The following is a 23,962-nucleotide window of genomic DNA, read 5'->3' as shown; positions in this document are numbered from 1 at the left end:
TTCCGCCCCCGCCCTTGCTGGCCCACACTTCCGGGTTGGGGTAAATTCAAGGCGGTTAATTGCGCTATTACAAAAAAGAACGCGCCCGCCGCGGTGGCGGGCCGAACTGTCGGATGGCCTGTACGTCGCCTATCCTTTTGCACAGGAAGCCGACAAGCCAGGGGAGACCGCCGCAGCCATGGACAAGACAGCCTTTGTATTCGCCGGCGGCGGAAGCCTGGGTGCGATCCAGGTCGGGATGCTGCGTGAACTGGCGGCCTGGGGCGTATCGCCCGATATCGTGATCGGCGCGTCGGCCGGGGCCATCAACGGTGCCTACTTTGCCTGCAACCCGGGCTTGGGCGGCGCGCAGCGACTAGAGGAACTGTGGCGCGCGATCCGGCGCACGGACATCCTGCCGTGGAGCTGGCGCAGTGTCTGGAACATGTTCGGCGGCAGCCGCGGCCATCTCGTGGAGGCGACGGGTTTGCGCAGCCTGCTGTCACGGCATTTCGGGCCGCGCAAGCTGGAAGCCGCCGAACTGCCGCTGCACGTGGTGGCGACCGACATGCAGAGCGGCGACGAGGTGGTGCTGTCCAGTGGCAGCATCGTCGACGCGGTGCTGGCCAGCGCCGCCATCCCTGGCGTCTTTCCGCCGGTGCAGTTCGGGGGCCGTACCCTGATCGACGGCGGCGTGGCCAACAATACGCCGGTGTCGACCGCGATCCGCCTGGGCGCCACCCGCGTGATCGTGCTGCCGGCGGGCTTTACCTGCGCCGAGCGCCGTCCGCCGCGCGGCGCGCTGGAGCATGCGTTCAACGCGCTCTCGCTGCTGGTGGCGCGCCAGCTGGTGCACGACCTGCAGCACTTCTCCAGCCAGGCGCAGATCAGCGTGGTTCCGCCGCTGTGCCCGCTCGACATCTCGCCCTACGACTACTCACGCTGCGGCGAACTGATCGACCGCGCTGCAGCCACCACGGCCGAGTGGCTGCGCGCCAAGGGCCTCGACACTCCACGCATCCCCGGCGCCCTCGCCCCGCATTCGCATGACGAGACGGCACCGAGCTGCAGTGCCGACATTCCGGCGGCGGCGCCGCACTGAAGCGCGGGCTCACCGCCGCGACTCCACTGCGCCGGCCTGCATTGCCGGATGGATCGAAGCGCCGAAGTACCGCGGGGATGGCAAGCCGCCCCCCGCGCCGTTGCTACAATCCGGCCCATGCCCAGCCAAGCCGAACGCAGCGCCAGTACCCGCCAGTCCCTGATCGAAGCCGCCGCGACCCTGCTCATCGAGCAAGGCTACGCGGCCTTTGCCGAAGCGCGCGTGTGCGAGCTGGCGGGCACCAGCCGCGGCTCGCTGCGCCACCACTTTCCGGAAGGGCGCTACGACCTGCTGCCGGCCATGCTGAAGTTGCTGCTCGAGCGCGAAGCCGAGCGCCTGGCTGCGCTCGGGCCGCTGGGCCCGTCACTGCGCCTGCACCTGATGCTGCATGTGCTGGCACACCGGCCGCAACGGCATGCCTCGCTGGCGATTCTGGAGGTGTGGATGGCAACGCGCGGCGACATCCGTCTTGCCCGCGCCGTGCACGAACCGCTGGCGGCGGTGCCGCAGCGGCTGTTCGGCCAGCCGCCGGACGCACCGCCACAGCCGGAATGGCTGGCACTGCGCTGTTTCCTGCACGGCGCCACCCTGCACAGCTTCGCGCCGGACTACGATGCGCGGCAACTGTCGGAGGCCGTGCGCTGGCTGATCGCGCAGCTGCCACGGCCCGACGGCCTGGACGCGGTGCTGGCCCGGATGCAGGCCCAGCCGCGCTAGCGTGCTGACCTGCACGCTGACCTGCACGCTCAAGGCAGCCGCGCCAGCAGCCGGTCGTGCAGCGCGGGCGGCAATGCCAGCCTGCCCTTGCGGCCCGGCGCGGCCGGATCGAACACCACGGCGTGCCCGTCCCAGCTGAGCCGCACCGGCCCGGTACTGGTGAAGGTGCGATGGGCCAGCACCCGGTCGCGTTCGGCGCCGTAGATCCGCAGCAGGATCCGCTCGCCGCCCAGGTAGCAGTATTCGGCGGCGTAGCGGGCCGCGGCATCTACCATCGGCACCCGGCGGCAGTTGTGCGCGCCGGCCCGCTCGGTAACGCCGTGGCCGTAGACGATGGCGGTCCAGATCGCGCCGACCGCCAGCACGCGGCCGGCGCTGACCAGCAGCATGCGCCGGGCACGCGCCGGGCGCCCATGCGGCGATGCCATGACATAAGCCACCGCGCGGAACGCGGCCAGTCCCAGCAACAGCAGCGCCACCGCGGCCAGGTGGAAATAGACCGCCGAATCCGGCATTGACGCCATGATATGGGCCATCCCTGCCCTCCTCCCCGTAAATGCCTGAAGCCACGGCCGGCAAGGGCCAGCAGCATCCGGCATTCCAGTCCCGAACAAAATGAATCGGCGGGATTTATTCCCGATAATCAATAATGCACGCCTTATTTCCATTCAAGCCACCAGAATAATCAAGCGCCGGGATCGCGCCAATTCGGTGTATTCCCGCTGTGCTATTTTTGCGGGGCGTTATCGGAGTGATTTGCGGGAGGCAGACTGGCCAGCAGCGCGAGCAGCCGTGCCGCCGTTGGCGCCACGATCGCTGCCAGCACCGTGGCCATGCCTGCATCGCCGTCGCCGGCGGCATGCTCGAGCCGCTGCGCCGTCAGCCGCAGCGCATGGCAACCGACATAGTGGGCGGAGGCCTTGAGCCGGTGCGCTACGCCCCGCACCGCCTCCAGGTCCGGCCCGGCCCGGCGCAGTTGCGCCAGGTCATCGCGGGTCGAGGTCACCAGCGCATGCAGCAGTTCCCTGGCGAATGCCGGGTTGCCGAAGGTCTGCGCGGCAATGGCCCCGGCGATGCCGGCGCCCTCGCGCGGGGACAGCGCCACGTAGTGCTGGCCGGCCAGCATGGCGAGCAAGGACGCTTCGGTGACCGGCGCGGGCAGAGTGGCCACGCCCGCGTCTGTGCCAGCCGCCGGTACCGCGCCCGGCGGCAACACCACGGCGCAAACCGCGCCGCGGGCGCGCCATGTGTGCATCAGCGAGGAAGGCACCCCGGCAGCCGCACTCGCCATCACCAGTTCGACATCGGCGGCCATATCCGCCTCTGGCGCGCCCACGTCGATCCGCACCACAAAGCCGAGGTCATGCAGGATCCGGGCGGTATCCGCGAGCCGGCCCGGGGCGCCGGCGGGTGCAAGGAGCAAGGCTCTGGGGCCGGACTGCGCTTCGGCCGCGTCCACGCTATCCCACCGCAATATGGTGGCGCCGCGCAAAATCGATGACATCGACAATCGATTTTGCCCCCAGTTTTTCCATCACCCGGGTCTTGTGCGTGCTGACGGTCTTGTTGGAAATAAACAAAACCTGCCCAATTTCCTTGTTCGACATGCCCTTGGCCAGCATCTGCATGACCACCAGTTCCTTGTCCGACAGCGAGGCCAGCCGTTCGGCTTCGTCGGCCAGCCCGGATTTGCCGTGGTCGATTTCCGGCATCACCGTATAGCCCGCCAGCACCGACTCCGTGCACCGCACGATTTCGGCCAGCTCCTGCGTCTTGCTGACAAAGCCATGGGCGCCGGCATGGCGCGCGCGCGGGGCGAAGGCGTTCTGGTCCTGGCCCGAGATCACCAGGATGCGCACCGTGGGATGGCTGGCCTTGAGGCGCGGAATCACGTCCAGCCCGTTGATCTTGGGAATATCCAGATCCAGGATGACCACGTCGGGCATGTATTGCCGCACGATCTCGATGGCCGCCTGGCCATTGTCCGCCTCGAGCACGTGGGTGATGCCCAGCACCTGGGAAAAGTGCGTCTTGAGTACGGCACGCACGGGCGGGTGGTCATCGACAATCAGGATTGTGGTCAAGCTGTACTCCGTTGCAAACATCGCGTTTTCCGCGCGAGGGGGCACATCATTGTGCTAAGCCTTTGCGCCTTACGAAACCAGAAATTTCCGAGGCTCGGGTGGTTTCTTCCGAAAGGCCGCGCCTGCCATAGCGGCGGTGCCGTTCATGTGATGCACCGCAAACGTGCTGGCATTGCAGTGCCGCCGACATGCCTCCCACCACGCCGCAAGCGGGCCCAGATTGTGTTCTATATGTGGCGCAGCCGACGGCAAAGTGCCCGCGATTTCGAAATTTCCGTATCAATTTCAGATTCGTCCTAATGAGATGGCGGGCCAGCGCCCCTAGAGTGAAAGCACTTCACCGACCTCGCCGACCCGCTTGCCGCTCCGTCCGCTCTCTTCTGCTTCGCCACCCGTCACCACGCGCCCGCTTCGTGCTGCTGTCGATTCCACCCAACCCGCCCCGGCCCCGGCAAGGGCCGGCCGGAGCGCGCGTGCGCGGCGACTCGCGTGCGCCATGGCCGTGGCCATCGGCCTGTCGCATGGCGCGCTGACCGCGGCGCTGGCGGCGACCGTGCCGGCGTCCGCGCCAGCGGCGCATTCGCATGCGCACCTGCTGGGCTGGTCCACCGGGGTGCTCTGCGTCATCACGCCATGCCTGCTGGCGTGGATCATCGCGCTGTACCGAGAGGTGCGCCGACGCCGTGCCGCCGAAACCGCCCTGCAAGACTGCGTTGCCATCCAGACCGCGCTGCTTGACGGCATTCCGCAGCCGGTCTACCTGCGCGACGCGGCGTTGCGGCTCATCGCCTGCAACCGCAGCTATGAGGAACTGCTTGGCGCCACGCGCGGCAGCCTGCTGGGACAGCCGCTGGACGCCGTGCTGTCGGCACACCCCCTTGCCACCGATATGGCCGAGCTGGCTCGCGACTACCGCCAGGTCGTCGAAGACGGCGCACCGCTGCACGCGGACCGGTGCCTGCACCTGGGCGACCGCACGCTGCACGTACTGAACTGGCTGACCCCGCTGCGCGGCGCCGACGGCTCCATCAAGGGCCTGGCTGGCGGCTGCGTCGACCTGACCGAGCGCCACCAGATGCTGGCCGAGCTGGCCCAGGCCAAGACCGAGGCGGAAGCCGCCAACCGCACCAAGTCCGCGTTCCTGGCGTCGGTCAGCCACGAGATCCGCACGCCGATGAATGCCATCACCGGCATGCTCGAGCTGACGCTGGCGCAATGCCAGTTGCCAGACGAGCAGCGGCTGCAGCTGGTCACCGCGCACAAGTCGGCACTGGGGCTGCTGGCGCTGATCGATGACCTCCTCGACCTGTCCAAGCTGGAGGCCGGCAAGTTCAGCATCCACCCGGCGCCAGCGTCGCTGTCAGGGCTGGTCGACGATACCCTGCTGATCTTCGGACCCGTGGCAGCGCAAAAGGGCTTGCCCCTGACCAGCGGCGTCAGCGCCGCGCTGGCGCCGCTGCATCAGGTCGACGCGCTGCGCTTCCGGCAGATCCTGGCCAACCTGGTGTCCAATGCGGTGCGCTTTACCGACAGCGGCACGGTCCACGTCCGCCTGGATGCGCAGGCGCCCTGCGACGGCGTCCAGCACGTCATGCTGACGGTCTCCGACAGCGGTGTCGGCATTCCCTTCGAGGCCCAGGTCCGGCTGTTCCAGCCGTTCGAGCAGGTGCATGGCTGCGCGCGCACCCACGCCGGCGGCACCGGGCTGGGACTGGCCATCTGCCGGCGCCTGGCCACTGCCATGGGCGGCGGCATCACGCTCACCAGCCAGCCGGGCCGGGGCACGCGCGTGCTGGTGTCGCTGCCGCTGCAAATCGCCAGCGCACCGCAGCCGGCCGAGCCGGCGCCGCCATTGCCCGTGGCGGGTTGTCCGCGGCGCGGCGCCTGCATCCTGGTCATCGATGACCACGCCCCCAATCGCCTGCTGCTGCAACGCCAGCTGGAACACCTGGGCCACCGCGTCAGCACGGCGTGCGATGGCTGCGAAGCGCTGGCCGCGCTGGACCGCGACAAATTCGACGTGATCGTTTGCGACTGCGCCATGCCGGTGATGGACGGCCTCGCCTTCACGCGCGCGGTGCGGGCCCGCGGCGACGCCCACCACCGCGTGCCCATCGTCGGCTGCACCGCCAGTGCCGCCGCCAGCGACCATGCCGCGGCCCTGGACGCGGGCATGAACGCCGTGGTGGTCAAGCCGGTGGGCCTGCAGGCCCTGGATGCCGCCGTGTCGCAGGCGTGCGGCGGCCGGCCGCCGCCGTCCAGGACGCCGCAGCCGGAACCAGCCGGCCCCGGCCAGGGGCAAGACCTGGCGCCGTCTGCCGGCATGGTGAGCGAGGACAGTTCCCGCGACGAAGCCGCCCCCGGCGCGCGGGCATCGTGGTGTGCGGTCTGCCGCGCGATGAACGTGCAGTGCGACCGCATCGATCTGCCCGAGGACTGACCGGTCCGCTTCAGGACTCCATCGGCACCGCGCTGGTGCACTTGATCTCGTCCAGGCACACGCTCGACTTCACGCCGCTGACGCCCGGAATGCGCATCAGCGTATCCAGCAGGAAATCCGACAGCGATTTCAGGTCGCGCGCGACCACCTTCAGCACGTAGTCGATATCGCCCGTCACCGAGAAGCACTCCTGGATCTGCGCCAGTTCCGCCACCAGCCGCTTGAAGTTGGACAGGTCGCGGATATGCCCGCGCTCCATCGTTACATGGATAAAGGCCACCACGCCGAAGCCCAGCGCCGCGGCGTCCAGCCGCGCCTCGTAGCGCTTGACCAGCCCGGCCTCTTCCAGCCGGCGGTGGCGCCGCAAGGTCTGCGCCGGCGACAGCGCGATGGCCTCGGCCAGTTCCAGGTTGGATGCCCGCCCGTGCTCCTGCAGCACCCCGAGCAAGCGGCGATCGGTGCGGTCCAGCTCGATTGATTGCACTTTGGTTTCCTCATCTTACGCATTCAGGAAATCAAATTTCATAATCTAGGGTTTCCCTGCCTGTTTTACGAAATCCAATTTTGCCGCCCCGAATATACACTGCATCCCAAGCAAGCGCACCGCAAACCCCTGCAGACAGGGCTCCGGTGCCGAGCCGGCTGGCCCCGGCGCGACTGCGCAAGCAAGTGCTGAAGCCACAATATTATTTCCCGCCCCTACGTTCTTACCGAGAAAGCCATGGCCGACCTGTTTGACAATCCGATGCAGCTGATGGGCTTCGAATTCGTGGAATTCGCCTCGCCCACCCCCAACGTGCTTGAGCCACTGTTCGAGCAGATGGGTTTCACGCTGGTGGCAAAGCACCGTTCCAAGGATGTGGTGCTGTACCGCCAGGGCGACGTGAACTTCATCGTCAACCGCGAGCCGCACAGCCACGCCGCCTACTTTGCCGCCGAGCACGGCCCCAGCGCCTGCGGCATGGCTTTCCGCGTCAAGGATTCGCACAAGGCCTATGCGCGCGCGCTGGCACTGGGCGCGCAGCCGGTCGAGATCCCGACCGGCCCGATGGAGCTGCGCCTGCCGGCGATCAAGGGCATTGGCGGCGCGCCGCTGTACCTGATCGACCGCTTCGAGGAAGGCAAGTCGATCTATGACATCGACTTCGAGTTCATCGAGGGCGTCGACCGCCATCCGGTCGGTCACGGCCTCAAGCTGATCGACCACCTGACCCACAACGTCTACCGTGGCCGCATGGCGTATTGGGCCAATTTCTACGAAAAGTTGTTCAATTTCCGCGAAATCCGCTACTTCGACATCCAGGGCGAATACACCGGCCTGGCCTCCAAGGCCATGACCGCGCCGGATGGTAAAATCCGCATTCCGCTGAACGAGGAATCGTCTAAGGGCGCCGGGCAGATCGAAGAGTTCCTGATGGCCTTCAACGGCGAAGGCATCCAGCACATCGCCTTCCTGACCGACAACCTGATCGAAGTCATCGACCGCCTGCAACTGGCCGGCGTGCCGCTGATGACCGCACCGAACGACTACTACTACGAGGCGCTCGACACCCGCCTGCCCGGCCACGGCCAGCCCGTCGAGCAACTGAAGTCGCGCGGCATCCTGCTGGACGGCACCACCGAAGGCGGCAAGCCCCGTCTGCTGCTGCAGATCTTCTCCAAGACCGCGCTCGGCCCGGTGTTCTTCGAGTTCATCCAGCGCCAGGGCGACGAAGGCTTCGGCGAAGGCAACTTCAAGGCACTGTTCGAGTCGCTGGAACGCGACCAGATCGAACGCGGCACGCTCAAGGTCGAGGCCTGACCGGCATCGGCCAGCACTGACCGGCCGCCTTCGTCGGCGCGCCGGTCCGGCAACGCGCACGCCCCGCGCGGCAGACACCCTGCCGCGCGCGCGGCGACGACCCCCAGGCCCAAGCGTCCGACTCCGACAATAGCCAGAGACGCGGGCCCGCATTCCATGAGAATGGGTAGAGGAAACACTGCATGCATTCCAGCAACAATGACGGCTCGCTCAAGCGCGGGCTGAAGAACCGGCACATCCAGCTGATCGCCCTGGGTGGCGCCATCGGCACCGGACTTTTCCTGGGCATCGCCCAGACCATCAAGATGGCGGGACCTTCGGTCCTGCTGGGCTATGCCATCGCCGGCATCGTCGCGTTCTTCATCATGCGCCAGCTCGGCGAGATGGTGGTGGACGAGCCCGTCGCCGGCTCGTTCAGCTACTTTGCCGACAAGTACTGCGGCCACTTCGCCGGCTTCCTGTCGGGCTGGAACTACTGGGTGCTGTATATCCTGGTGAGCATGGCCGAGCTTTCGGCCGTCGGCATCTACGTGCAGTACTGGTGGCCCGAGATTCCCACCTGGGTCTCGGCGCTGGCGTTCTTCGTCATCATCAACGCGATCAACCTGGCCAGCGTGAAGTCCTTCGGCGAGATGGAATTCTGGTTCTCGATCATCAAGGTCGCGGCGATCATCGGCATGATCGGCTTCGGCGGCTACCTGCTGCTGTCCGGCAACGCCGGCCCGCAGGCCAGCGTGGCCAACCTTTGGCAGCACGGCGGCTTCTTCCCCAACGGCATGGGCGGCCTGGTGATGGCCATGGCGGTGATCATGTTCTCGTTCGGCGGCCTGGAACTGGTAGGAATCACCGCGGCCGAGGCGGACTCGCCCGAGAAGACCATCCCCAAGGCCACCAACCAGGTGATCTACCGTATCCTGATCTTCTATGTGGGCGCGCTGGCGGTGCTGCTATCGCTGTACCCGTGGGAGAACGTGGTCACCGGCGGCAGCCCGTTCGTGCTGATCTTCCACGCGCTGAACAGCAACTGGGTGGCCAACGTGCTGAACGTGGTGGTGCTGACCGCGGCGCTGTCGGTCTACAACAGCGGCGTGTACTGCAACAGCCGCATGCTGTACGGCCTGGCCAAGCAGGGTAATGCACCCAAGGCGCTGCTCAAGGTCAACCAGCGCGGCATCCCGCTGACGGCACTGGCGTTCTCGGCGGTGGCCACCGCGGCCTGCGTGGTGATCAACTACTTCATGCCGGGCAAGGCCTTCGAGCTGCTGATGGGGCTGGTGGTGTCGGCGCTGATCATCAACTGGGCCATGATCAGCCTGATCCACCTGAAGTTCCGCGCCGACAAGCGCAAGGCCGGCCAGGCCACGGCGTTCCAGAGCTGGGGCTATCCGCTGACCAACTACCTGTGCCTGGTGTTCCTGGCCGGCATCCTGGTGGTGATGTACCTGACCGAAGGCCTGCGCCTCTCGGTGTACCTGATCCCGGTGTGGCTGGTGGTGCTCGGCGTGAGCTACCTGGTGCGCCAGAAGAAGGCCGGCGCCGCGCTGCAAGCCGGTGTGGCCGCGCAGCAACTGCGCTGACCGCCCCCCAGCCAGGCTGGCGCCTGCAGGCCGCGGGCGCCGCCGGTTAAAATCCCAGGCTGCGCGGCGCCTTGCGCCGCGGCAGCCGCCCCCGACCCAACTCCATCGCATCCCATGTTCGCACACATCGAGGCCTTTCCCGGCGATCCGATCCTCTCGCTCAACGAGGACTTCCAGCGTGACCCGCGCACCGACAAGGTCAACCTGAGCATCGGCATCTACTTTGACGACGACGGCCGCCTGCCGGTGATGCAGGCGGTGGCGCAGGCCGAGGCCGCGCTGCTGGCCGACATGGGTCCGCGCCCCTACCTGCCGATGTCGGGCCTGGCGGCCTACCGCAACGCCGTGCAGGCGCTGGTGTTCGGCGAGGACTCGCCGGCGCGCGCCGCCGGCCGCATCGCCACGCTGCAGACGCTGGGCGGCTCGGGCGCGCTGCGCGTGGGCGCTGATTTCCTCAAGCGCTACTACCCGCAGGCGCAGGTGTGGATCAGCGACCCCAGCTGGGAAAACCACCGCGTGGTGTTCGAGCGCGCCGGATTTACCGTCAATACCTACCCGTACTATGACGACGCCACCGGCGGCCTGAAGTTCGACGCCATGATGGACGCGCTGCGCGCGATCCCGGCCGGCAGCATCGTGCTGCTGCACGCGTGCTGCCACAACCCGACCGGTGTCGACCTGAACCAGGACCAGTGGCGCCAGCTGATCGCGCTGCTCAAGGCCAACCAGCTGCTGCCGTTCGTCGACATGGCCTACCAGGGTTTTGGCGCCGGCCTGGAAGACGACGCCTTCGCCATCCGCGAACTGGTGGCGCAGGACGTGCCCTGCCTGGTAGCCAACTCGTTCTCGAAGAACTTCTCGCTGTACGGCGAGCGCTGCGGCGGCCTGAGCGTGTTCTGCAACACCGCGGCCGAAGCATCGAACGTGCTGGGCCAGCTGACCGGCGCGGTGCGCGCCAACTACAGCAACCCGCCCACGCACGGTGCGCGCGTGGTCGCCAAGGTGCTGACCACGCCCGAGCTGCGCCAGCTGTGGGAACAGGAACTGGCCCAGATGTGCGGCCGCATCGCGCGCATGCGCGAGGCCATCCACCACAATCTGCGCGACCATGTCAGCGGCGAGGCGCTGTCGCGCTACCTGACCCAGCGCGGCATGTTCACCTACACCGGCCTCACCGCCGACCAGGCCGGGCGCCTGCGCGAGCAGCACGGCGTGTACCTGCTGCGCTCGGGCCGCATGTGCGTGGCCGGGCTGAACGAGGGCAATGTCGGCATCGTGGCCAAGGCCATCGGCAGCGTGCTGAAGGGCTGAACCCGGTTCCACACGGCCTCATGGCGGCGCCTCCGGGCGCCGTTTTTGTTTTGTGGCGCGCGGATTCACCCAGCGTAATTTCTACACGCACCGCGTGGCGTTTTTGACGCTTGCGCCCCCGTGTAGCCGTACCGCCTGCGGCGCCATGGCCGGGGCGCTGCCCGGCACTGAACTTGCAGCCTTCCGGTATTCCCGGCGCCTTCCGACGACATGCCGGGACGCCGACAGAAGGCTCGCCCATGTCCGAAGACAACGTACCGGCCCATTGCAGCACCACCGCCCCGCCAGGCGCGGCCACCCGCGCAGTGACGCTCCATGTCAACGGCAAGCCCTGCACGCTGCAGCTGGAACCGCGCTGCACGCTGCTCGACGCGCTGCGTGAAATCCTCCATCTGACCGGCGCCAAGAAGGGCTGCGACCGCGGCCAGTGCGGCGCCTGCACGGTGCTGGTCGAAGGCCGCCGCATCAACGCCTGCCTGACGCTTGCGGTGATGCAGGAAGGCCGCCACATCACCACCATCGAAGGCCTGGCCAGCGGCGATACGCTGCACCCGATGCAGCAGGCCTTCGTCACCCACGACGCGCTGCAGTGCGGCTTCTGCACCCCCGGCCAGATCTGCTCGGCGGTAGGCATGCTGGCCGAGGCGCAGGCCGGCCATGCCAGCGCGGTGCGGCCGCTGGGCGCGCCGCCGCTGCCGCTCGGCGACGACGAGATCCGCGAGCGCATGAGCGGCAACCTGTGCCGCTGCGGCGCTTACCCCAATATCGTCGCCGCGGTCCGCGCCGCCTGCGGCAAGGGCGGCAGCTAAGGCTGGGTATGAATCCTTTCGCTTATGAACGGCCGGGCTCGGTCGACGAGGCCATGCGCCTGGGGAGCCAGCCGGGCGCGCGCTATGTGGCCGGCGGCACCAACCTGCTGGACCTGGTCAAGGCCGGCGTGGAAGCGCCGCGGCTGCTGGTCGACGTCAGCCGGCTGCCGCTGGACCAGATCGCGGCGCTGCCCGATGGCGGCCTGCGCCTGGGCGCGATGGCCAGCAACACCGATGCGGCCAACCATGCGCTGGTGCGCGAACGCTATCCGCTGCTGGCGCAGGCGCTGCTGTCGGGCGCGTCCGGGCAGCTGCGCAATATGGCCACGGTGGGCGGCAACCTGCTGCAGCGTACCCGCTGCCATTACTTCTATGACCTGGGCTTCCCGGCCTGCAACAAGCGCAAGCCCGGCTCGGGCTGCGGCGCGCGCGACGGCATCAACCGCATCCATGCCATCCTCGGCGCCAGCGAGCATTGCATCGCTGTGCATCCGTCCGACATGTGCGTGGCGCTGGCCGCGCTCGAGGCCGTGATCGTGGTGCGCGCCACCACCGGCGAGCGCCGCATCCCAATCGGCGACTTCCACCGCCTGCCCGGCGATACCCCGCAGTGCGACACCATGCTGGCCCCCGGCGAGCTGATCGTTGCCATCGACCTGCCGCCCTCGCCCTACGCCGCCCATGCGCACTACTTGAAGGTGCGGGACCGCTCCAGCTTTGCCTTCGCCCTGGTCTCGGTGGCCGCGGCGCTCGAACTCGACGGCAAGCTGGTGCACAGCGCGCGGCTGGCGCTGGGCGGCGTGGCGCACAAGCCGTGGCGCGTGCCCGCGGCGGAGCGCGCGCTGGCAGGCCGGCCGCTGAGCGCGCACAGCGCGGCCGACGCGGCGCGGCTGCTGCTCGACGGCGCGCACCCGTATGCGCACAACGCGTTCAAGATCGGCCTGGCGCAGCGCGCCGTCGCCCTCGCGCTGAAGGTTGCCAGCGGCCCGTCAGGAGCTTCGGCATGAGCATAACCGGCACCCCGCTCGACCGCGTCGACGGCATCTCCAAGGTCACCGGCCGCGCCCGCTACACCGCCGACCACACGCTGCCGGGACTGGTCCATGCGGTGATGGTCACCAGCGCCATCGCCCGCGGCGAGATCGTCGCCATCGACACCGCCGCGTGCGAACGCATGCCGGGCGTGCGGCTGGTGCTGACGCCGTTCAACGCCCCGCACCTGCCCAGGGCCGGCAAGGCGGCCGCGGACATCCCCACCGCCGGCCACGTGATGAGCCTGCTGCAGGACACCACGGTCCACTACAACAACCAGCCCATCGCCGTGGTGGTGGCCGATACGCTCGAGCAGGCCCGCGACGCCGCGCGCTGCGTGCCGGTGCAATACCGGCAGGGCGATGCCGTACTGGACTTCGCGCAGGCGCGCGCGCGGGCCCGCAAGCCTGACGAGGACGAATCCGCCGACAGCCGCCGCGGCGATCCCGATGCGGGCCGGCGCGGCGCCGCCGCCGTGATCGACGCGGTCTACACCACGCCGATGGAAACCCACAACCCGATGGAGCCGCATGCCACCCTCGCGGCGTGGGATGGCGACCAGCTCACCCTGTACGACGCGACGCAATACGTCACCGGCGTGCGCAAGGCCGTCGCCGCCGCGTTCGGCATCGCTGCCGACAAGGTGCGCGTGATCTGCCCGTACGTGGGCGGCGGCTTTGGCTGCAAGGGCTCGGTGTGGTCGCACGTGGTCCTGGCCGCGATGGCGGCGCGGCAGGTCAGCCGTCCGGTCAGGCTGGTGGTGGAACGGACCCAGATGTTCGGCCCGGTGGGCGGGCGGCCTGTTACCGAGCAGCATGTGGTTGCCGCCGCGGCCGCCGACGGCGCGCTGCAAGCCTTACGCCATGACGTGACCACATGCACTTCCATGATCGAGGAATGGGTTGAATCCGCCGCGCTGCTCACGCGCCGGCTCTACGCCTGCGCCAACGTGCAGACCAGCCACCGGCTGGTCGAGCTGGACATCGGCACGCCCACCTTCATGCGCGCGCCGGGTGAAGCGCCCGGCAGCTTTGCGCTGGAATGCGCGCTCGACGAACTGGCCGAGCGGCTGGGACTCGACCCGCTCGCACTGCGCCTGCGCAACCACGCCGACACCGATCCGGACAAGCAGCTGCCGTTCTCGAGCAAGTCGCTGCGTCAATGCTATCGCGACGCCGCCGAGCGCTTCGGCTGGGCCCGCCGCGATCCCGCCCCGCGCTCGATGCAGGCCGACGGCAAGTTGGTCGGACTGGGCATGGCCACCGCCACCTACCCCACCTACCGCTCGCCGGCCAGCGCGATGGTACGCCTGCTGCCGGACGGTACGGCGCTGGTGCGTTCGGGCTCGCAGGACCTCGGCACCGGCACCTATACGGTGATGACGCAGGTCGCCGCCGATGCGCTGGGCCTGCCGCCGGAGCACGTACGCTTTGAACTGGGCGACACGGCCTTCCCGGAAGCCCCGGTGTCTGGCGGCTCGCAGTCCGTGGCCAGCGTCGCGCCCGCCGTGCAGCAGGCGGCCGAAGCGGCACGGCTGCGCCTGGTCCGCCAGGCTGTGGCCGATACCGCCTCGCCGTTGTCTGGCGCGCCGGTGGAGGATGTCGAAATCGTCGAAGGCTGGCTGCAACGCCGCTCGGATCCGGCACAGCGCGAACCGATGTCCGCGCCGATCCGGCGTGCGGGCGGGCGAGCAATCGAGGGCCGCGCCAGCACCAAACCCGGCAAGGAGCGCCAGGCGTATTCCATGCATGCTTTCGGCGCGGTCTTTGCCGAAGTCCGCGTCGATCCGGACCTGGGCGAGATCCGCGTTCACCGCGTCGTTGCCAGCTACGGCGCCGGCCGGCTGCTGAACCGCAAGACCGCGCACAGCCAGCTGATGGGCGGCATCGTCTGGGGCATCGGCATGGCGCTGCACGAGAAGACCGAGCTGGACCTGGCCACCGGGCGCGTCGCCAACGCCAACCTGGCCGAGTACCACGTGCCGGTCAATGCCGACATCGGCACCATCGAGATCACGGTGGTGGACGAGGACGATCCGCATATCAACGCGCTCGGCACCAAGGGCATCGGCGAGATCGGCATCGTGGGCGTGGCCGCGGCCATTGCCAATGCCGTATACCACGCCACCGGCCGGCGCGTGCGCGACTTGCCGATCACGCTGGACAAGCTGCTCGACTGAAACGCCTTTTCGTCACCAGGCAGGGATCTGCAGGCACCGCGCTGGCTGCGCCAGTGGTTGCGCCGGCCGCGATCCGGTGGAAAGATGTCGCCCACGGGCCCAGCGCCCGCAACCTGGCTGCCCGCCATGCGGGCACGGAGGCTGCCATGACCGAGCGAATTCCACCGCGTACTTCCTCGTGCATCGCCCTGCTGCTGGCCACCGGCGCGCTGCTGGCCGCCGGCCGGGCCGGCGCCCAGACGCCGGCACCGCTGGCCGAATGGCAGTTCTCCGCCGGCATTCCGCTGCAGAAGCTGTTCCAGGACGACATCCCCGACTGGCAGGTCCGGCTTGGCGCCGCGGCGATGCTGCGGCCGCGCTACGACGGTTCGTCCGAGTACATCGTGATCGGCGGCCCCAGCATCGACATCCGCTACCGCGACCTTGCCTTTGCGTCGATCGGCGAAGGGCTGGGCGTGAACCTGCTGCGCGGCAGGAACTGGCGCGCCGGCATCGCGCTCACCTACAACCTGGGCCGGCGCGGGCAGGAAGACTCGCCGCACCTGGACGGCATGGGCAATATCAACCCGGCGCCGGAAGGCAAGCTGTTCGCCGAATACGCGGTCTCGAAGGAATTTCCGCTGGTGCTGCGCATCGACGCGCGCCGCAGCCTGGGCGGCAGCGACGGCTGGGTCGGCGATATCGGCGCCTATATGCCGCTGCCCGGCAGCTCGGAGAAATTCTTCTGGTTCGCCGGCCCCACCGTCACGCTGGCCGACTCGCGCTACATGAACGCCTGGTACGGCGTCAGCGCCGCGCAGGCGCGCGCCGGCCGGCCGCAGTACCACGCGCGCGGCGGGATCAAGTCATACGGCTTCGGCGTGACCTCGGTGTGGTACTTCGCCAAACACTGGTTTGCCAGCTCTGACGTGGCGGTATCGCAGCTGGCTGGCGACGCGGCCGACAGCCCGATCACGCGCAAGCGGACCAATGCAGTGTTCGACGTGTCGGTCAACTACGAATTCTGACGATCGTCGCGGCCAGCCTGGTTCGACTATCGCACATTGGATGGCCCGCGCCCGTGTTCCGGCTGCCGTTGGCGCGGCACCGCGCAGACTGCGTCCCGCATAATTGGCCGGCCGGAGTCCCGGCCGCAGCCCCGCCAGGGGATTGCCAGGCATGCCAAAGAAGGAGACGTAGTTGAAGTCCAGCATCAAGCATCGCGCCGCGCGCCGCGCGCGTTCCATCGCCATCGCCGTTGCCGGCGTGGCCGCCCTCCACACCGCCCCCACCGCCCTCGCCGCCGACGCATGGCCGGCCAAGCCGATCAAGGTGATCGTGCCCTACACCCCGGGCGGCTCCACCGACACGGTCTCGCGAGTCGTGTTCGAGCAGGTCTCGCAACGGCTGGGCCAGCCCATCATCATCGAGAACAAGCCCGGTGCCAACAGCACCCTGGGCGTCGGCGTGGCCGCGCGCTCGGCCGCGGACGGCTACACCTTTGTCTCGGTGCTGGCGGCCTACAGCGCCAACATGTCGCTGTATTCCAAACTCAGCTACAAACCCGCCGACCTGGTGCCGGTGGCGGAAATGGCCGAGCTGCCGCTGTTCCTGTTCGCCAGCAAGAAGCTGCCGGTCAAGACCGTGGCCGAGCTGGTCGACTACGGCAGGAAGCATCCCGACACGCTGACCTTCGGCTCCAGCGGCGTCGGCAGCTCCGCCCACCTGACCGGCGAGCGCCTGGCGATGGAATCGAAGCTCAAGCTCACCCACGTGCCCTACAACGGCAGCGCGCCGATCCTGCCGGCACTGGTGTCCGGCGAGGTCTCGGTGGCGTTCGACCCGCTGCTGGTGCCGATGCCGCACGTCAAGTCCGGCAAGATCAGCGTGCTGGCCGTCGCCTCGGCCAAACGCTGGCCGGGCGAGCCCAATATCCCGACCATGGAAGAAGCCGGCTTCCCCGGCTTCGTCATGAGTTCATGGACGGGCCTGCTGGCGCCGGCCGGCACGCCGCAGCCGATCGTCGCGCGCATGGCCCGGGAAATCGCCGCGGCCACGCGCAGCCCTGAAGTCACGAAGAAGCTGACCGACCTCGGCTTTGTGCCGGTGGGCGGTACGCCCGAGGAGTTCCGCAAGCTGATCGAGCGCGATACCAGGCGCTATGCGGAGATCGTCAAGGCGGGCAAGATCACGCTCGACTAAAGAGCGCGGGCTGGCGGCGGCAGGCGCCGCCAGCCACGCCGCACCGCGCTTACCAGCGGTGCTGGTACATCGCCGTCAGCGTGATGCCCGCTGCCGGCAGCCGGCTGGTGTTGTTGCTGTTGCGCAGCAGCTGGCTGTACAGCGGGTAGTAGTTGCGGTTGAACAGGTTCTCGATGCCGACCGTGATCGTATCCTTGCGCGTCAGTTCATAGCGGCTGATCAGGTCCACGGTGGTATAGCTGCTGACCTCGCGCCGGCCAAAGCTGTTCTGGCCGTTGAGCCGGTAGTCGCGGCTGGCGTAGTAGCTCAGCTGCACGCGGTTGCTCCACTGGCTCACGGGACGGAACTGCAGGTACGCCGTGACCTTGAGCGGCGGAATGCGGTAACCGGTCATGTCCTGGAAGTCCGCGCTGCCTTGCGGCCGCTCGCGTCCGTTGATCCAGGTGATGGTGCCGCCCGCGCCCCAGCGCTCGTCGTCCGAGCGGTAGTCGGCGGCCGCTTCCACGCCCGCGATGCGCTCCTCGGTGCGGGTCAGGATCAGGCCGTTGTTGAAGCTCTGCACGTCGCCAAGCTTGGAGGTGGTGTAGAACAGCGCCACGCTCGCCAGCGTATTGCCCAGCGCGCCGCGCCAGCCCACTTCATAGTTGTTGGTCTTTACCGGGTCCAGGCTGGACGAATTGATATCGAAGCCGGCGCGCGCATTGCGGATCTGCAGGCCGATGTCCGGCAGCTGGAAGCCCTGGCTGAACGAGGCATAGAACTCCTGGCCCTTGACCGGCGCATAGGCCGCGCCCAGGTTGAACAGCCAGGCGCCATAGTTGACCGTGCCGCCCTTGACCGTGGCCGGGTTGCTCACGCGCGATTGCGACAGCGGCACGAAATCATCGAAGCTGGCGCTGGCGCGCTCATAGCGCAGGCCGCCCTCGGCCGACCACTGCTCGCTGAACTTGTGCTGCAGCTGGCCGAAGATGCCGCCACTGCGCGTGGTCAGCGGCGGCATGTAGGTGGCCGTGCCGATGCGGTTGAAGACCAGCCCCCCGCTGCTGTCGTAGGCGCGCGGATCGAACAGGTCCAGCGGCATGTCGCTGCGCTCCTGGTTGTAGTCGGCGCCCCACAGCAGCTTGGTGGCCTTGGCCTGGCCCAGCGGCGTGCTGATGGTCAGGCGGCCGCCGAAGACATCGCTGTTCTGGCTGATCTGGTCGATATTGCCGCCGCGCGTGGCCACCGCGCGCGCGTCGAAGGGCGGGAAACGCGTGAAGTAGTCGCGGTAGTAGAACTGGCTCGATACCGTGCTGCCGAACAGGTCCTGGTGCTGGTAGTCCAGGTTGACCACGGTATTGCGCAGCTCGTTCTGGTTCTCCAGCTGCAGGCCGCGAATCGCGCGCGCGGCGGTGGAGCCGGCCGGCGCCCGGGCCACCGACGGATCGGACGCATAGTCGGTGTCCTGCTTGGCCTGGTACCGGCTGACGCTCAGCTGCAGGCGCTGCTGGCCATCGATGCGCCAGCCCAGCTTGCCGCTCAGGTTGTAGACGTTGGAATCGAACAGATCGCCCTGGCTGGGCTCCGGCGCAATGCGGTGGCCTTCGGCATCGTAGGGGCTGCCGATGCGCTGCGCGCCCAGGTGGAAGGCATAGTCGATCGGCCCCTGGCTGCCGGAAAAATGCTGCTGCACGTTGGCGCTCAGCCCTTCCCTGCTCAGCCGCGTCAGCGGCGTGCCCAGCGTCACCGTGGTATCCGCGCTCGGCGGCCCGCCGGCCTGGCGGGTGGTGATCGAGATGATGCCGCCGCTGGCGCCCGCCCCGTAGAGCGCGCTGCTGCCGCGCAGCACCTCGATGCGCTCGATATTGCTGGGATCGATGGTGGCCAGGTTGCGCGCCGAGTCGCGGTTGGTATTCAGCGGGATGCCGTCGACCAGCACCAGCGCGCTGCGCCCGCGCAGGGTCTGGCCGAAATCCGTCACCGTGCGGCTGGAATCGGCCATGCCCGGAATGACCTTGCTCAGCATGGTGGCAAGGTTGGTCGAACCCGTGCGCAGCTCGTCCAGCTCCTCGCGCTCGATCACCGTGACCTGCCGCATCGGGTTGACCAGGTCGCTCTTGATACGGTCGACCCGCACCTCCACGGCATTCAGGCTGCCCCCGTCCACCGAGGCCCCCGGGGCCTGCGCCTGGGCGACGGCAAGCATCGGCATCGTCCCCGCGATGGCACAAATCAGCACGGACAAAGGGCGGGGACGGAAAGCGGAACGGGCAGAGAAGGCCGGAAGGGGTTGCATGGTGGCAGCAGGCGCGCGCGCAGCGTCCTGATGATTTGTAACAAAACCGGGAATGATAATGATTCGCGATTGTGTTAGCAAGCATGTCTTCCACGCAAACGGCGCGGCGCTCGCAGCCTGTACCGCGAACGCGCCTGGCGCGGATTGCCGTGATAGAGTCCCTTTTCATCCGCTGTCGCCCCAGCCTGATGTCGCCACTCGTTGCACATGGACCAGACCATCCGGCCGGCCACCCACCACGCCTGGAAGGCACCGCCGCACGCACAGCATGACCGCCCAGATCCCGCCACTCGTTCCGTCGCAGACGGCTCTGGTCGTGATGCACTACCAGACCGACATCCTGGCCCTCTTCCCCGGCGTCGCCCCTACCCTGCTTGCCAATACGCGCAAGCTATGCGACGCCGCGCGGGCCGCGGGCGTCAGCGTCTATTTCGCCAGGATCCACTTCAGCCCGGGCTATCCGGAAGTCAGCCCGTTGAACCGGAATGGACAAGGCATCAAGCGGCTGGGCCTGTTCGTCGACGACCAGGTCTCGCCCGAGCTTGGCCGGCAGGACAGCGAGCCGCTGATCACCGCGCATCGCGCCAGCGTGTTCTTTGGCACCGACCTGCAGGTACGGCTGTCCGCGCAGGGGATCGATACCCTGATCATGGTGGGCATTGCGTCGACCGGCGTGGTGCTGTCATCGGTGGCGTATGCGAGTGACGCGGACTTCCGCCTGTTCACGGTCAAGGATTGCTGCTATGACCCTGACGAGGTCGTGCACGATCATCTTTTTGCCACGGCCTTCGATTCGCGCACGACCGTGCTGTCGCTGGCCGACGCCCTGGCCCTGCTTGCCTGAGCGTCACCCGATGCCAGGCGGCCCGGCGCGACGCGGCCTCACAAGCGACTGAGGAAACCCTATGTTCGACCACGTCAAATTCGGTGTCAGCGACTATGCCGCCAGCAAGGCGTTCTTCCTCGAGGCCCTGGCACCGCTCGGCGTAGCGGTCGCGTCCGAGGGGCCGCCGACGTATGGGGTCGAGCTCAGCGCCGGCGGCAAGGCTTCGCTGTGCCTGTTCCAGAGCGGGGAAAAGCCTGCGCCCCTGCACCTGGCGTTTACTGCCGCGACCCGGCAGCAGGTCGACGCCTTCTACCGCGCCGCGCTCTCCGCCGGCGCCAGGGACAACGGTGCGCCGGGTCTGCGACCGCACTACCACGCGGACTACTATGCGGCGTTCGTGATTGGTCCTGACGGGCACAATATCGAAGTGGTTTGCCACGCGCCTGGCGCGTAAGCCCCGTCACGACGCCCCCTTCCCCGATGGCAACGGGGCCGCCATCGCGCCGGATGGGTATGCCCGGCACCGGCACGAGGGGTAGCCGGCGTGCCGCATCGCATGCTCGCGCCGAGCCAATGTCGTGCTGTCAGCACCGCGCTCCCGGTTTACCTCAAAGAGGCGCCAGCCCTGCCGCTTCGAATTGACGCAGGTCAAACGCGTATCCACGCCGGCATCTACCCTGAATGCGACGCCTCGCAATGCGATCCCGCACATCGATTTCAGGAGACCCATCATGTACAAGCGCATCCTGCTCGCCGTCGACGGCAGCCGCTCCTCGGACCTGGCGCTAAGCCAGGCCATCATCATCGCCAAGGCGACCGGCGCCGAGGTCAAGGCCCTGTTCGTGGCGGACGACACCGATGTCTTCTTCGAGGCCAGCTATTTCAATCCGAAGGAGCTGGTCGACAGCATCATCGCGCATGGCCGCAAGGCGCTGGATGCGGCCTCGGTCCGGCTCAGCGAGGCAGGCGTGCCGAACCTGGTGCAACTGGATGAAAAGCCGGTGGCGCCGGGCAAGATCTCGTCGACCATTGTTGCCGACGCCGATGCGTGGAATGCCGACCTGATCGTGCTCGGCACGCATGGGCGCCGCGGCGTCAGGCGCCTGTTGATGGGCAGCGTGTCGGAAGGCGTGCTCGCCAAAACGAGCAAGCCCGTGCTGCTGGTCCGCAGCGAAATCGAAGGATAACCCTTGCGCCGCCCTGCCCCATGTCCAGCCAAAGCATGCGAGCGATGGTCTTCGAGGGCGCCGGCCTGCCGTTGCGCCTTCGTCAGTTGCCGGTGCCGGAACCCGGCCCCGGCCAGGTCCGCATCGCCGTGACCGCCTGCGGCGTGTGCCGGACCGACCTGCATATCGTCGATGGCGAACTGCGCCATCCCAAGCCGGCACTCGTCCCGGGGCATGAAATCGTCGGACGGGTGGATGCCTGCGGCGCCGGCGTCAGTGCCTTGAGCGCGGGTGAACGCGTCGGCGTGCCATGGCTGGGACATGCGTGCGGCGCGTGCCGCTATTGCCTGCGGCATCGCGAGAACCTGTGCAGCGCGCCGCTTTTCACCGGCTATACCCGCGATGGCGGCTATGCCGAGTATGCGGTGGCCGACAGCGACTTCTGCTTCCGCATCCCGCCCGCCTACGATGACGAGCACGCCGCGCCGCTGCTTTGCGCGGGCCTGATCGGCTATCGCACACTGCGCATGGCTGGCGCAGCCGGCCAGGCACGCCGCATCGGCATCTACGGCTTCGGCGCCGCGGCCCACCTGGTGACGCAGATCGCCGTGGCGCAAGGCCGCGAAGTCTACGCCTTCACCCGCGCGGGCGATACCGCCGCCCAGCAACTCGCCTTTCAGACGGGCGCATGCTGGGCCGGCTCGAGCGACCTGCAGGCGCCCGTGCCGCTGGACGCGGCGCTGATTTTCGCTCCGGTGGGCGCGCTGATTCCCAAGGCGCTGCGCGACGTGGACAAGGGTGGCGTCGTGGTCTGCGGCGGGATTCACATGAGCGATATCCCGAGCATGCCTTACGAATGGCTCTGGGAAGAAAGGCGCCTGTATTCCGTGGCCAACCTGACGCGCGCCGATGGCCACGCGCTAATGGACATTGCCGCCCGGACTCCGCTGCATACGCATACCACCGCCTATCCGCTCGAGCAAGCCAACCAGGCACTGGCCGCGCTGCGCGAGGGCCGCCTGGCCGGCGCCGCCGTGCTGAATATCCGTCAATAGATCGTCGCCAGAACCCACCGATGAGCCGATACCAGACTCGTTTTCTGACGCGCGCGCATGCCGGCGCGGAACTGGCCTCGGCGTTGCACGCCTATCGCGCAACCGGCGCGCTGGTGCTGGCGATTCCGCGTGGCGGCGTGCCGGTCGGACGGGTCGTGGCCGACGCCCTGGGCGCGGACTTCGACCTGGTGATGGCGCGCAGGATCGATGCAGGGGTGGCGCTGGACGACACCGGCAGGACCTGGCATACGAACGGCGCGCAGACGGGCAGTAGCGCCGGCAGCCTGCGCGACCCCCACTTCGACCAGCTGTGCCGGCAGCGCGCGGTGTATAGGCCGGTTCGCAAGCCGATGGACCCGGGCGGCCGCGTGGTGATCGTGGTGGACGATGGCCTGGTGAGCGGCGCGACCATGCACGCCGCGCTCGCCAGCCTGCGCAAGCGCCGCCCCGCCCGCCTGGTCTGCGCGCTGCCGATCGCCACCCGGGCCGGACTGGACCAAGTGCGTGCGCTGGCTGACGAGATCGTCTGCCTGGACACGCCGGACCGCATTGAAAACCTGGCGCACTTCTATCATGAGTTCCAGCTGGTCAGCGATGACCGGGTCCGGCAGTTGACAGGCATGGCGTCAGCGCCATCCCCGCTCCGCGCGGGACCGGGCGCCGTGGCAAGCGTGCCATCGCTGAGCAAGGCCATGCTGATTCCCTACGGCACGACGCGCCTGCGGGCCATGCTGGAATCCGCGCCCAACCCGATCGGCGTCGCGTTAATGGCGCATGCCGGGGGCGCGCAGCGCCGCGCCGCCCGCAGCCAATACCTGGCACGCAAGCTCCGGGCGCGAGGACTCGCGACCATGCTGGTAGACCTCAAGCCTGACAGCCAGGTCGACGACGCGGCCGCATCGGACGTCGATGAGCTGACCGCAAGACTGGTCCAGGCCCTGAAGTTCCTGCGGGCCGGCACGCCGTTCGCGGGCTTGCCCGTCGGCTTGCTCAGCGCCGGTACCGCCGCGGCGGCAGCGCTGCGCGCGGCCGTGGACAGCGCGTCACAAGCCGGCGCCATCGCCTGCATGGCCGGACGGCCCGACCTGGCCGGCGACGCGATCCTGCGACGGCTGGAGACACCTGCTTTGCTGATCTGTGCAAGCGGCAATGCGCAGAGCATCCGGATCCATCAACTTGCCTTCGAACAGATGCATGGTCCCCGGCAACTGAGGCTGGTGCCGGCCAGTAGCTGCGGCTTCGATGACCGCAAGGCCCTGGCAGAGGTTGCGACGCTCACGGCGGACTGGTTCGAGCGCCACCTTGCGCAGCCATCGCGTCCGTGCCTGGGCTACAGCGGATGACGATGACTCTCGGATTACGCCATGGCAATCGGGCACTCTAACGGACGTAGTGTCTTCGCCTGAGCCAGCGCTCGTAACGTTGGCC

Annotated in this window: 21 protein-coding genes; 16 read left to right on the top strand and 5 right to left on the bottom strand. The window is 68.1% G+C overall.

What is annotated here, in order from left to right; all coding sequences use genetic code 11:
* Positions 1 to 178: 178 nt before the first annotated feature.
* Positions 179 to 1,081: a patatin-like phospholipase family protein gene (locus U9J39_RS11905; protein WP_115713458.1), complete on the top strand. Its 903-nt coding sequence runs from the start codon at positions 179 to 181 to the stop codon at positions 1,079 to 1,081.
* 117 nt (positions 1,082 to 1,198) lie between these two features.
* The gene (locus U9J39_RS11900) at positions 1,199 to 1,798 is read left to right on the top strand and encodes a TetR/AcrR family transcriptional regulator (protein ID WP_115713459.1); all 600 of its coding nucleotides are present in this window, start codon (positions 1,199 to 1,201) and stop codon (positions 1,796 to 1,798) included.
* Positions 1,799 to 1,827: 29 nt separating this feature from the next.
* Here U9J39_RS11900 and U9J39_RS11895 read toward each other — a convergent pair whose 3' ends face one another.
* From U9J39_RS11895 to U9J39_RS11885, 3 genes are all read right to left on the bottom strand, one after another.
* Positions 1,828 to 2,334: a hypothetical protein gene (locus tag U9J39_RS11895; protein WP_116314275.1), complete on the bottom strand. Its 507-nt coding sequence runs from the start codon at positions 2,332 to 2,334 to the stop codon at positions 1,828 to 1,830.
* Positions 2,335 to 2,525: 191 nt separating this feature from the next.
* Positions 2,526 to 3,221 (bottom strand): Hpt domain-containing protein, encoded by a 696-nt coding sequence (locus U9J39_RS11890; RefSeq protein WP_326347117.1) that lies wholly within the window; start codon positions 3,219 to 3,221, stop codon positions 2,526 to 2,528.
* A gap of 37 nt (positions 3,222 to 3,258) precedes the next feature.
* Entirely contained in the window at positions 3,259 to 3,882 is a 624-nt protein-coding gene (locus tag U9J39_RS11885) for a response regulator transcription factor (RefSeq protein ID WP_062804161.1), read from the bottom strand.
* Between the two features lie 496 nt (positions 3,883 to 4,378).
* On the opposite strand from U9J39_RS11885, the gene U9J39_RS11880 reads away from it, so the two are divergent.
* A complete protein-coding gene (locus U9J39_RS11880; protein WP_326347116.1) occupies positions 4,379 to 6,322 on the top strand; it encodes a PAS domain-containing sensor histidine kinase in 1,944 nt (647 codons plus the stop codon).
* A gap of 10 nt (positions 6,323 to 6,332) precedes the next feature.
* Here U9J39_RS11880 and U9J39_RS11875 read toward each other — a convergent pair whose 3' ends face one another.
* The gene (locus U9J39_RS11875) at positions 6,333 to 6,806 is read right to left on the bottom strand and encodes an Lrp/AsnC family transcriptional regulator (RefSeq protein ID WP_115683172.1); all 474 of its coding nucleotides are present in this window, start codon (positions 6,804 to 6,806) and stop codon (positions 6,333 to 6,335) included.
* 237 nt (positions 6,807 to 7,043) lie between these two features.
* On the opposite strand from U9J39_RS11875, the gene hppD reads away from it, so the two are divergent.
* From hppD to U9J39_RS11835, 8 genes are all read left to right on the top strand, one after another.
* Positions 7,044 to 8,123 carry a 4-hydroxyphenylpyruvate dioxygenase gene (gene hppD, locus U9J39_RS11870; RefSeq protein ID WP_116298045.1) on the top strand — a complete coding sequence of 360 codons (1,080 nt, stop codon included), beginning with the start codon at positions 7,044 to 7,046 and terminating at the stop codon, positions 8,121 to 8,123.
* Positions 8,124 to 8,305: 182 nt separating this feature from the next.
* Positions 8,306 to 9,700 carry an amino acid permease gene (locus U9J39_RS11865; protein WP_115713463.1) on the top strand — a complete coding sequence of 465 codons (1,395 nt, stop codon included), beginning with the start codon at positions 8,306 to 8,308 and terminating at the stop codon, positions 9,698 to 9,700.
* 114 nt (positions 9,701 to 9,814) lie between these two features.
* Complete coding sequence (locus U9J39_RS11860; RefSeq protein ID WP_326347115.1) at positions 9,815 to 11,011, top strand: amino acid aminotransferase; 1,197 nt, start codon at positions 9,815 to 9,817, stop codon at positions 11,009 to 11,011.
* Positions 11,012 to 11,250: 239 nt separating this feature from the next.
* Positions 11,251 to 11,820, top strand: a complete 570-nt coding sequence (locus tag U9J39_RS11855) for a 2Fe-2S iron-sulfur cluster-binding protein (RefSeq protein ID WP_116314272.1) — start codon at positions 11,251 to 11,253, stop codon at positions 11,818 to 11,820.
* Positions 11,821 to 11,828: 8 nt separating this feature from the next.
* Complete coding sequence (locus tag U9J39_RS11850; protein WP_326347114.1) at positions 11,829 to 12,827, top strand: FAD binding domain-containing protein; 999 nt, start codon at positions 11,829 to 11,831, stop codon at positions 12,825 to 12,827.
* Positions 12,824 to 15,031: a xanthine dehydrogenase family protein molybdopterin-binding subunit gene (locus tag U9J39_RS11845; RefSeq protein ID WP_326347113.1), complete on the top strand. Its 2,208-nt coding sequence runs from the start codon at positions 12,824 to 12,826 to the stop codon at positions 15,029 to 15,031. Before U9J39_RS11850 ends, U9J39_RS11845 begins: the two co-directional genes overlap by 4 nt.
* Before the next feature lie 146 nt (positions 15,032 to 15,177).
* Complete coding sequence (locus U9J39_RS11840; protein WP_373429566.1) at positions 15,178 to 16,038, top strand: MipA/OmpV family protein; 861 nt, start codon at positions 15,178 to 15,180, stop codon at positions 16,036 to 16,038.
* Between the two features lie 172 nt (positions 16,039 to 16,210).
* Complete coding sequence (locus U9J39_RS11835) at positions 16,211 to 17,212, top strand: Bug family tripartite tricarboxylate transporter substrate binding protein (RefSeq protein WP_326347112.1); 1,002 nt, start codon at positions 16,211 to 16,213, stop codon at positions 17,210 to 17,212.
* A gap of 49 nt (positions 17,213 to 17,261) precedes the next feature.
* On the opposite strand, the gene U9J39_RS11830 is transcribed toward U9J39_RS11835, so the two are convergent.
* A complete protein-coding gene (locus tag U9J39_RS11830; RefSeq protein WP_326347111.1) occupies positions 17,262 to 19,487 on the bottom strand; it encodes a TonB-dependent receptor in 2,226 nt (741 codons plus the stop codon).
* Positions 19,488 to 19,755: 268 nt separating this feature from the next.
* On the opposite strand from U9J39_RS11830, the gene U9J39_RS11825 reads away from it, so the two are divergent.
* From U9J39_RS11825 to U9J39_RS11805, 5 genes are all read left to right on the top strand, one after another.
* Positions 19,756 to 20,331 (top strand): isochorismatase family cysteine hydrolase, encoded by a 576-nt coding sequence (locus U9J39_RS11825; RefSeq protein WP_116314267.1) that lies wholly within the window; start codon positions 19,756 to 19,758, stop codon positions 20,329 to 20,331.
* Positions 20,332 to 20,392: 61 nt separating this feature from the next.
* Positions 20,393 to 20,767, top strand: a complete 375-nt coding sequence (locus tag U9J39_RS11820) for a VOC family protein (RefSeq protein ID WP_116314266.1) — start codon at positions 20,393 to 20,395, stop codon at positions 20,765 to 20,767.
* A 277-nt stretch (positions 20,768 to 21,044) separates the two neighbouring features.
* The gene (locus tag U9J39_RS11815) at positions 21,045 to 21,500 is read left to right on the top strand and encodes a universal stress protein (RefSeq protein ID WP_115713473.1); all 456 of its coding nucleotides are present in this window, start codon (positions 21,045 to 21,047) and stop codon (positions 21,498 to 21,500) included.
* 35 nt (positions 21,501 to 21,535) lie between these two features.
* Positions 21,536 to 22,534: a zinc-dependent alcohol dehydrogenase family protein gene (locus U9J39_RS11810; RefSeq protein ID WP_373429568.1), complete on the top strand. Its 999-nt coding sequence runs from the start codon at positions 21,536 to 21,538 to the stop codon at positions 22,532 to 22,534.
* Positions 22,535 to 22,554: 20 nt separating this feature from the next.
* On the top strand, positions 22,555 to 23,877 hold the full coding sequence (locus tag U9J39_RS11805; RefSeq protein ID WP_115713475.1) for a phosphoribosyltransferase: 1,323 nt from the start codon (positions 22,555 to 22,557) through the stop codon (positions 23,875 to 23,877).
* Positions 23,878 to 23,962 lie beyond the last annotated feature (85 nt).

Source organism: Cupriavidus sp. SS-3, assembly GCF_035818815.1.
In the GTDB taxonomy this organism is placed as follows: domain Bacteria; phylum Pseudomonadota; class Gammaproteobacteria; order Burkholderiales; family Burkholderiaceae; genus Cupriavidus; species Cupriavidus taiwanensis_C.
Note: the sequence above shows the minus strand (reverse complement) of the source record. Positions and strands in the feature narration are given on the sequence as shown.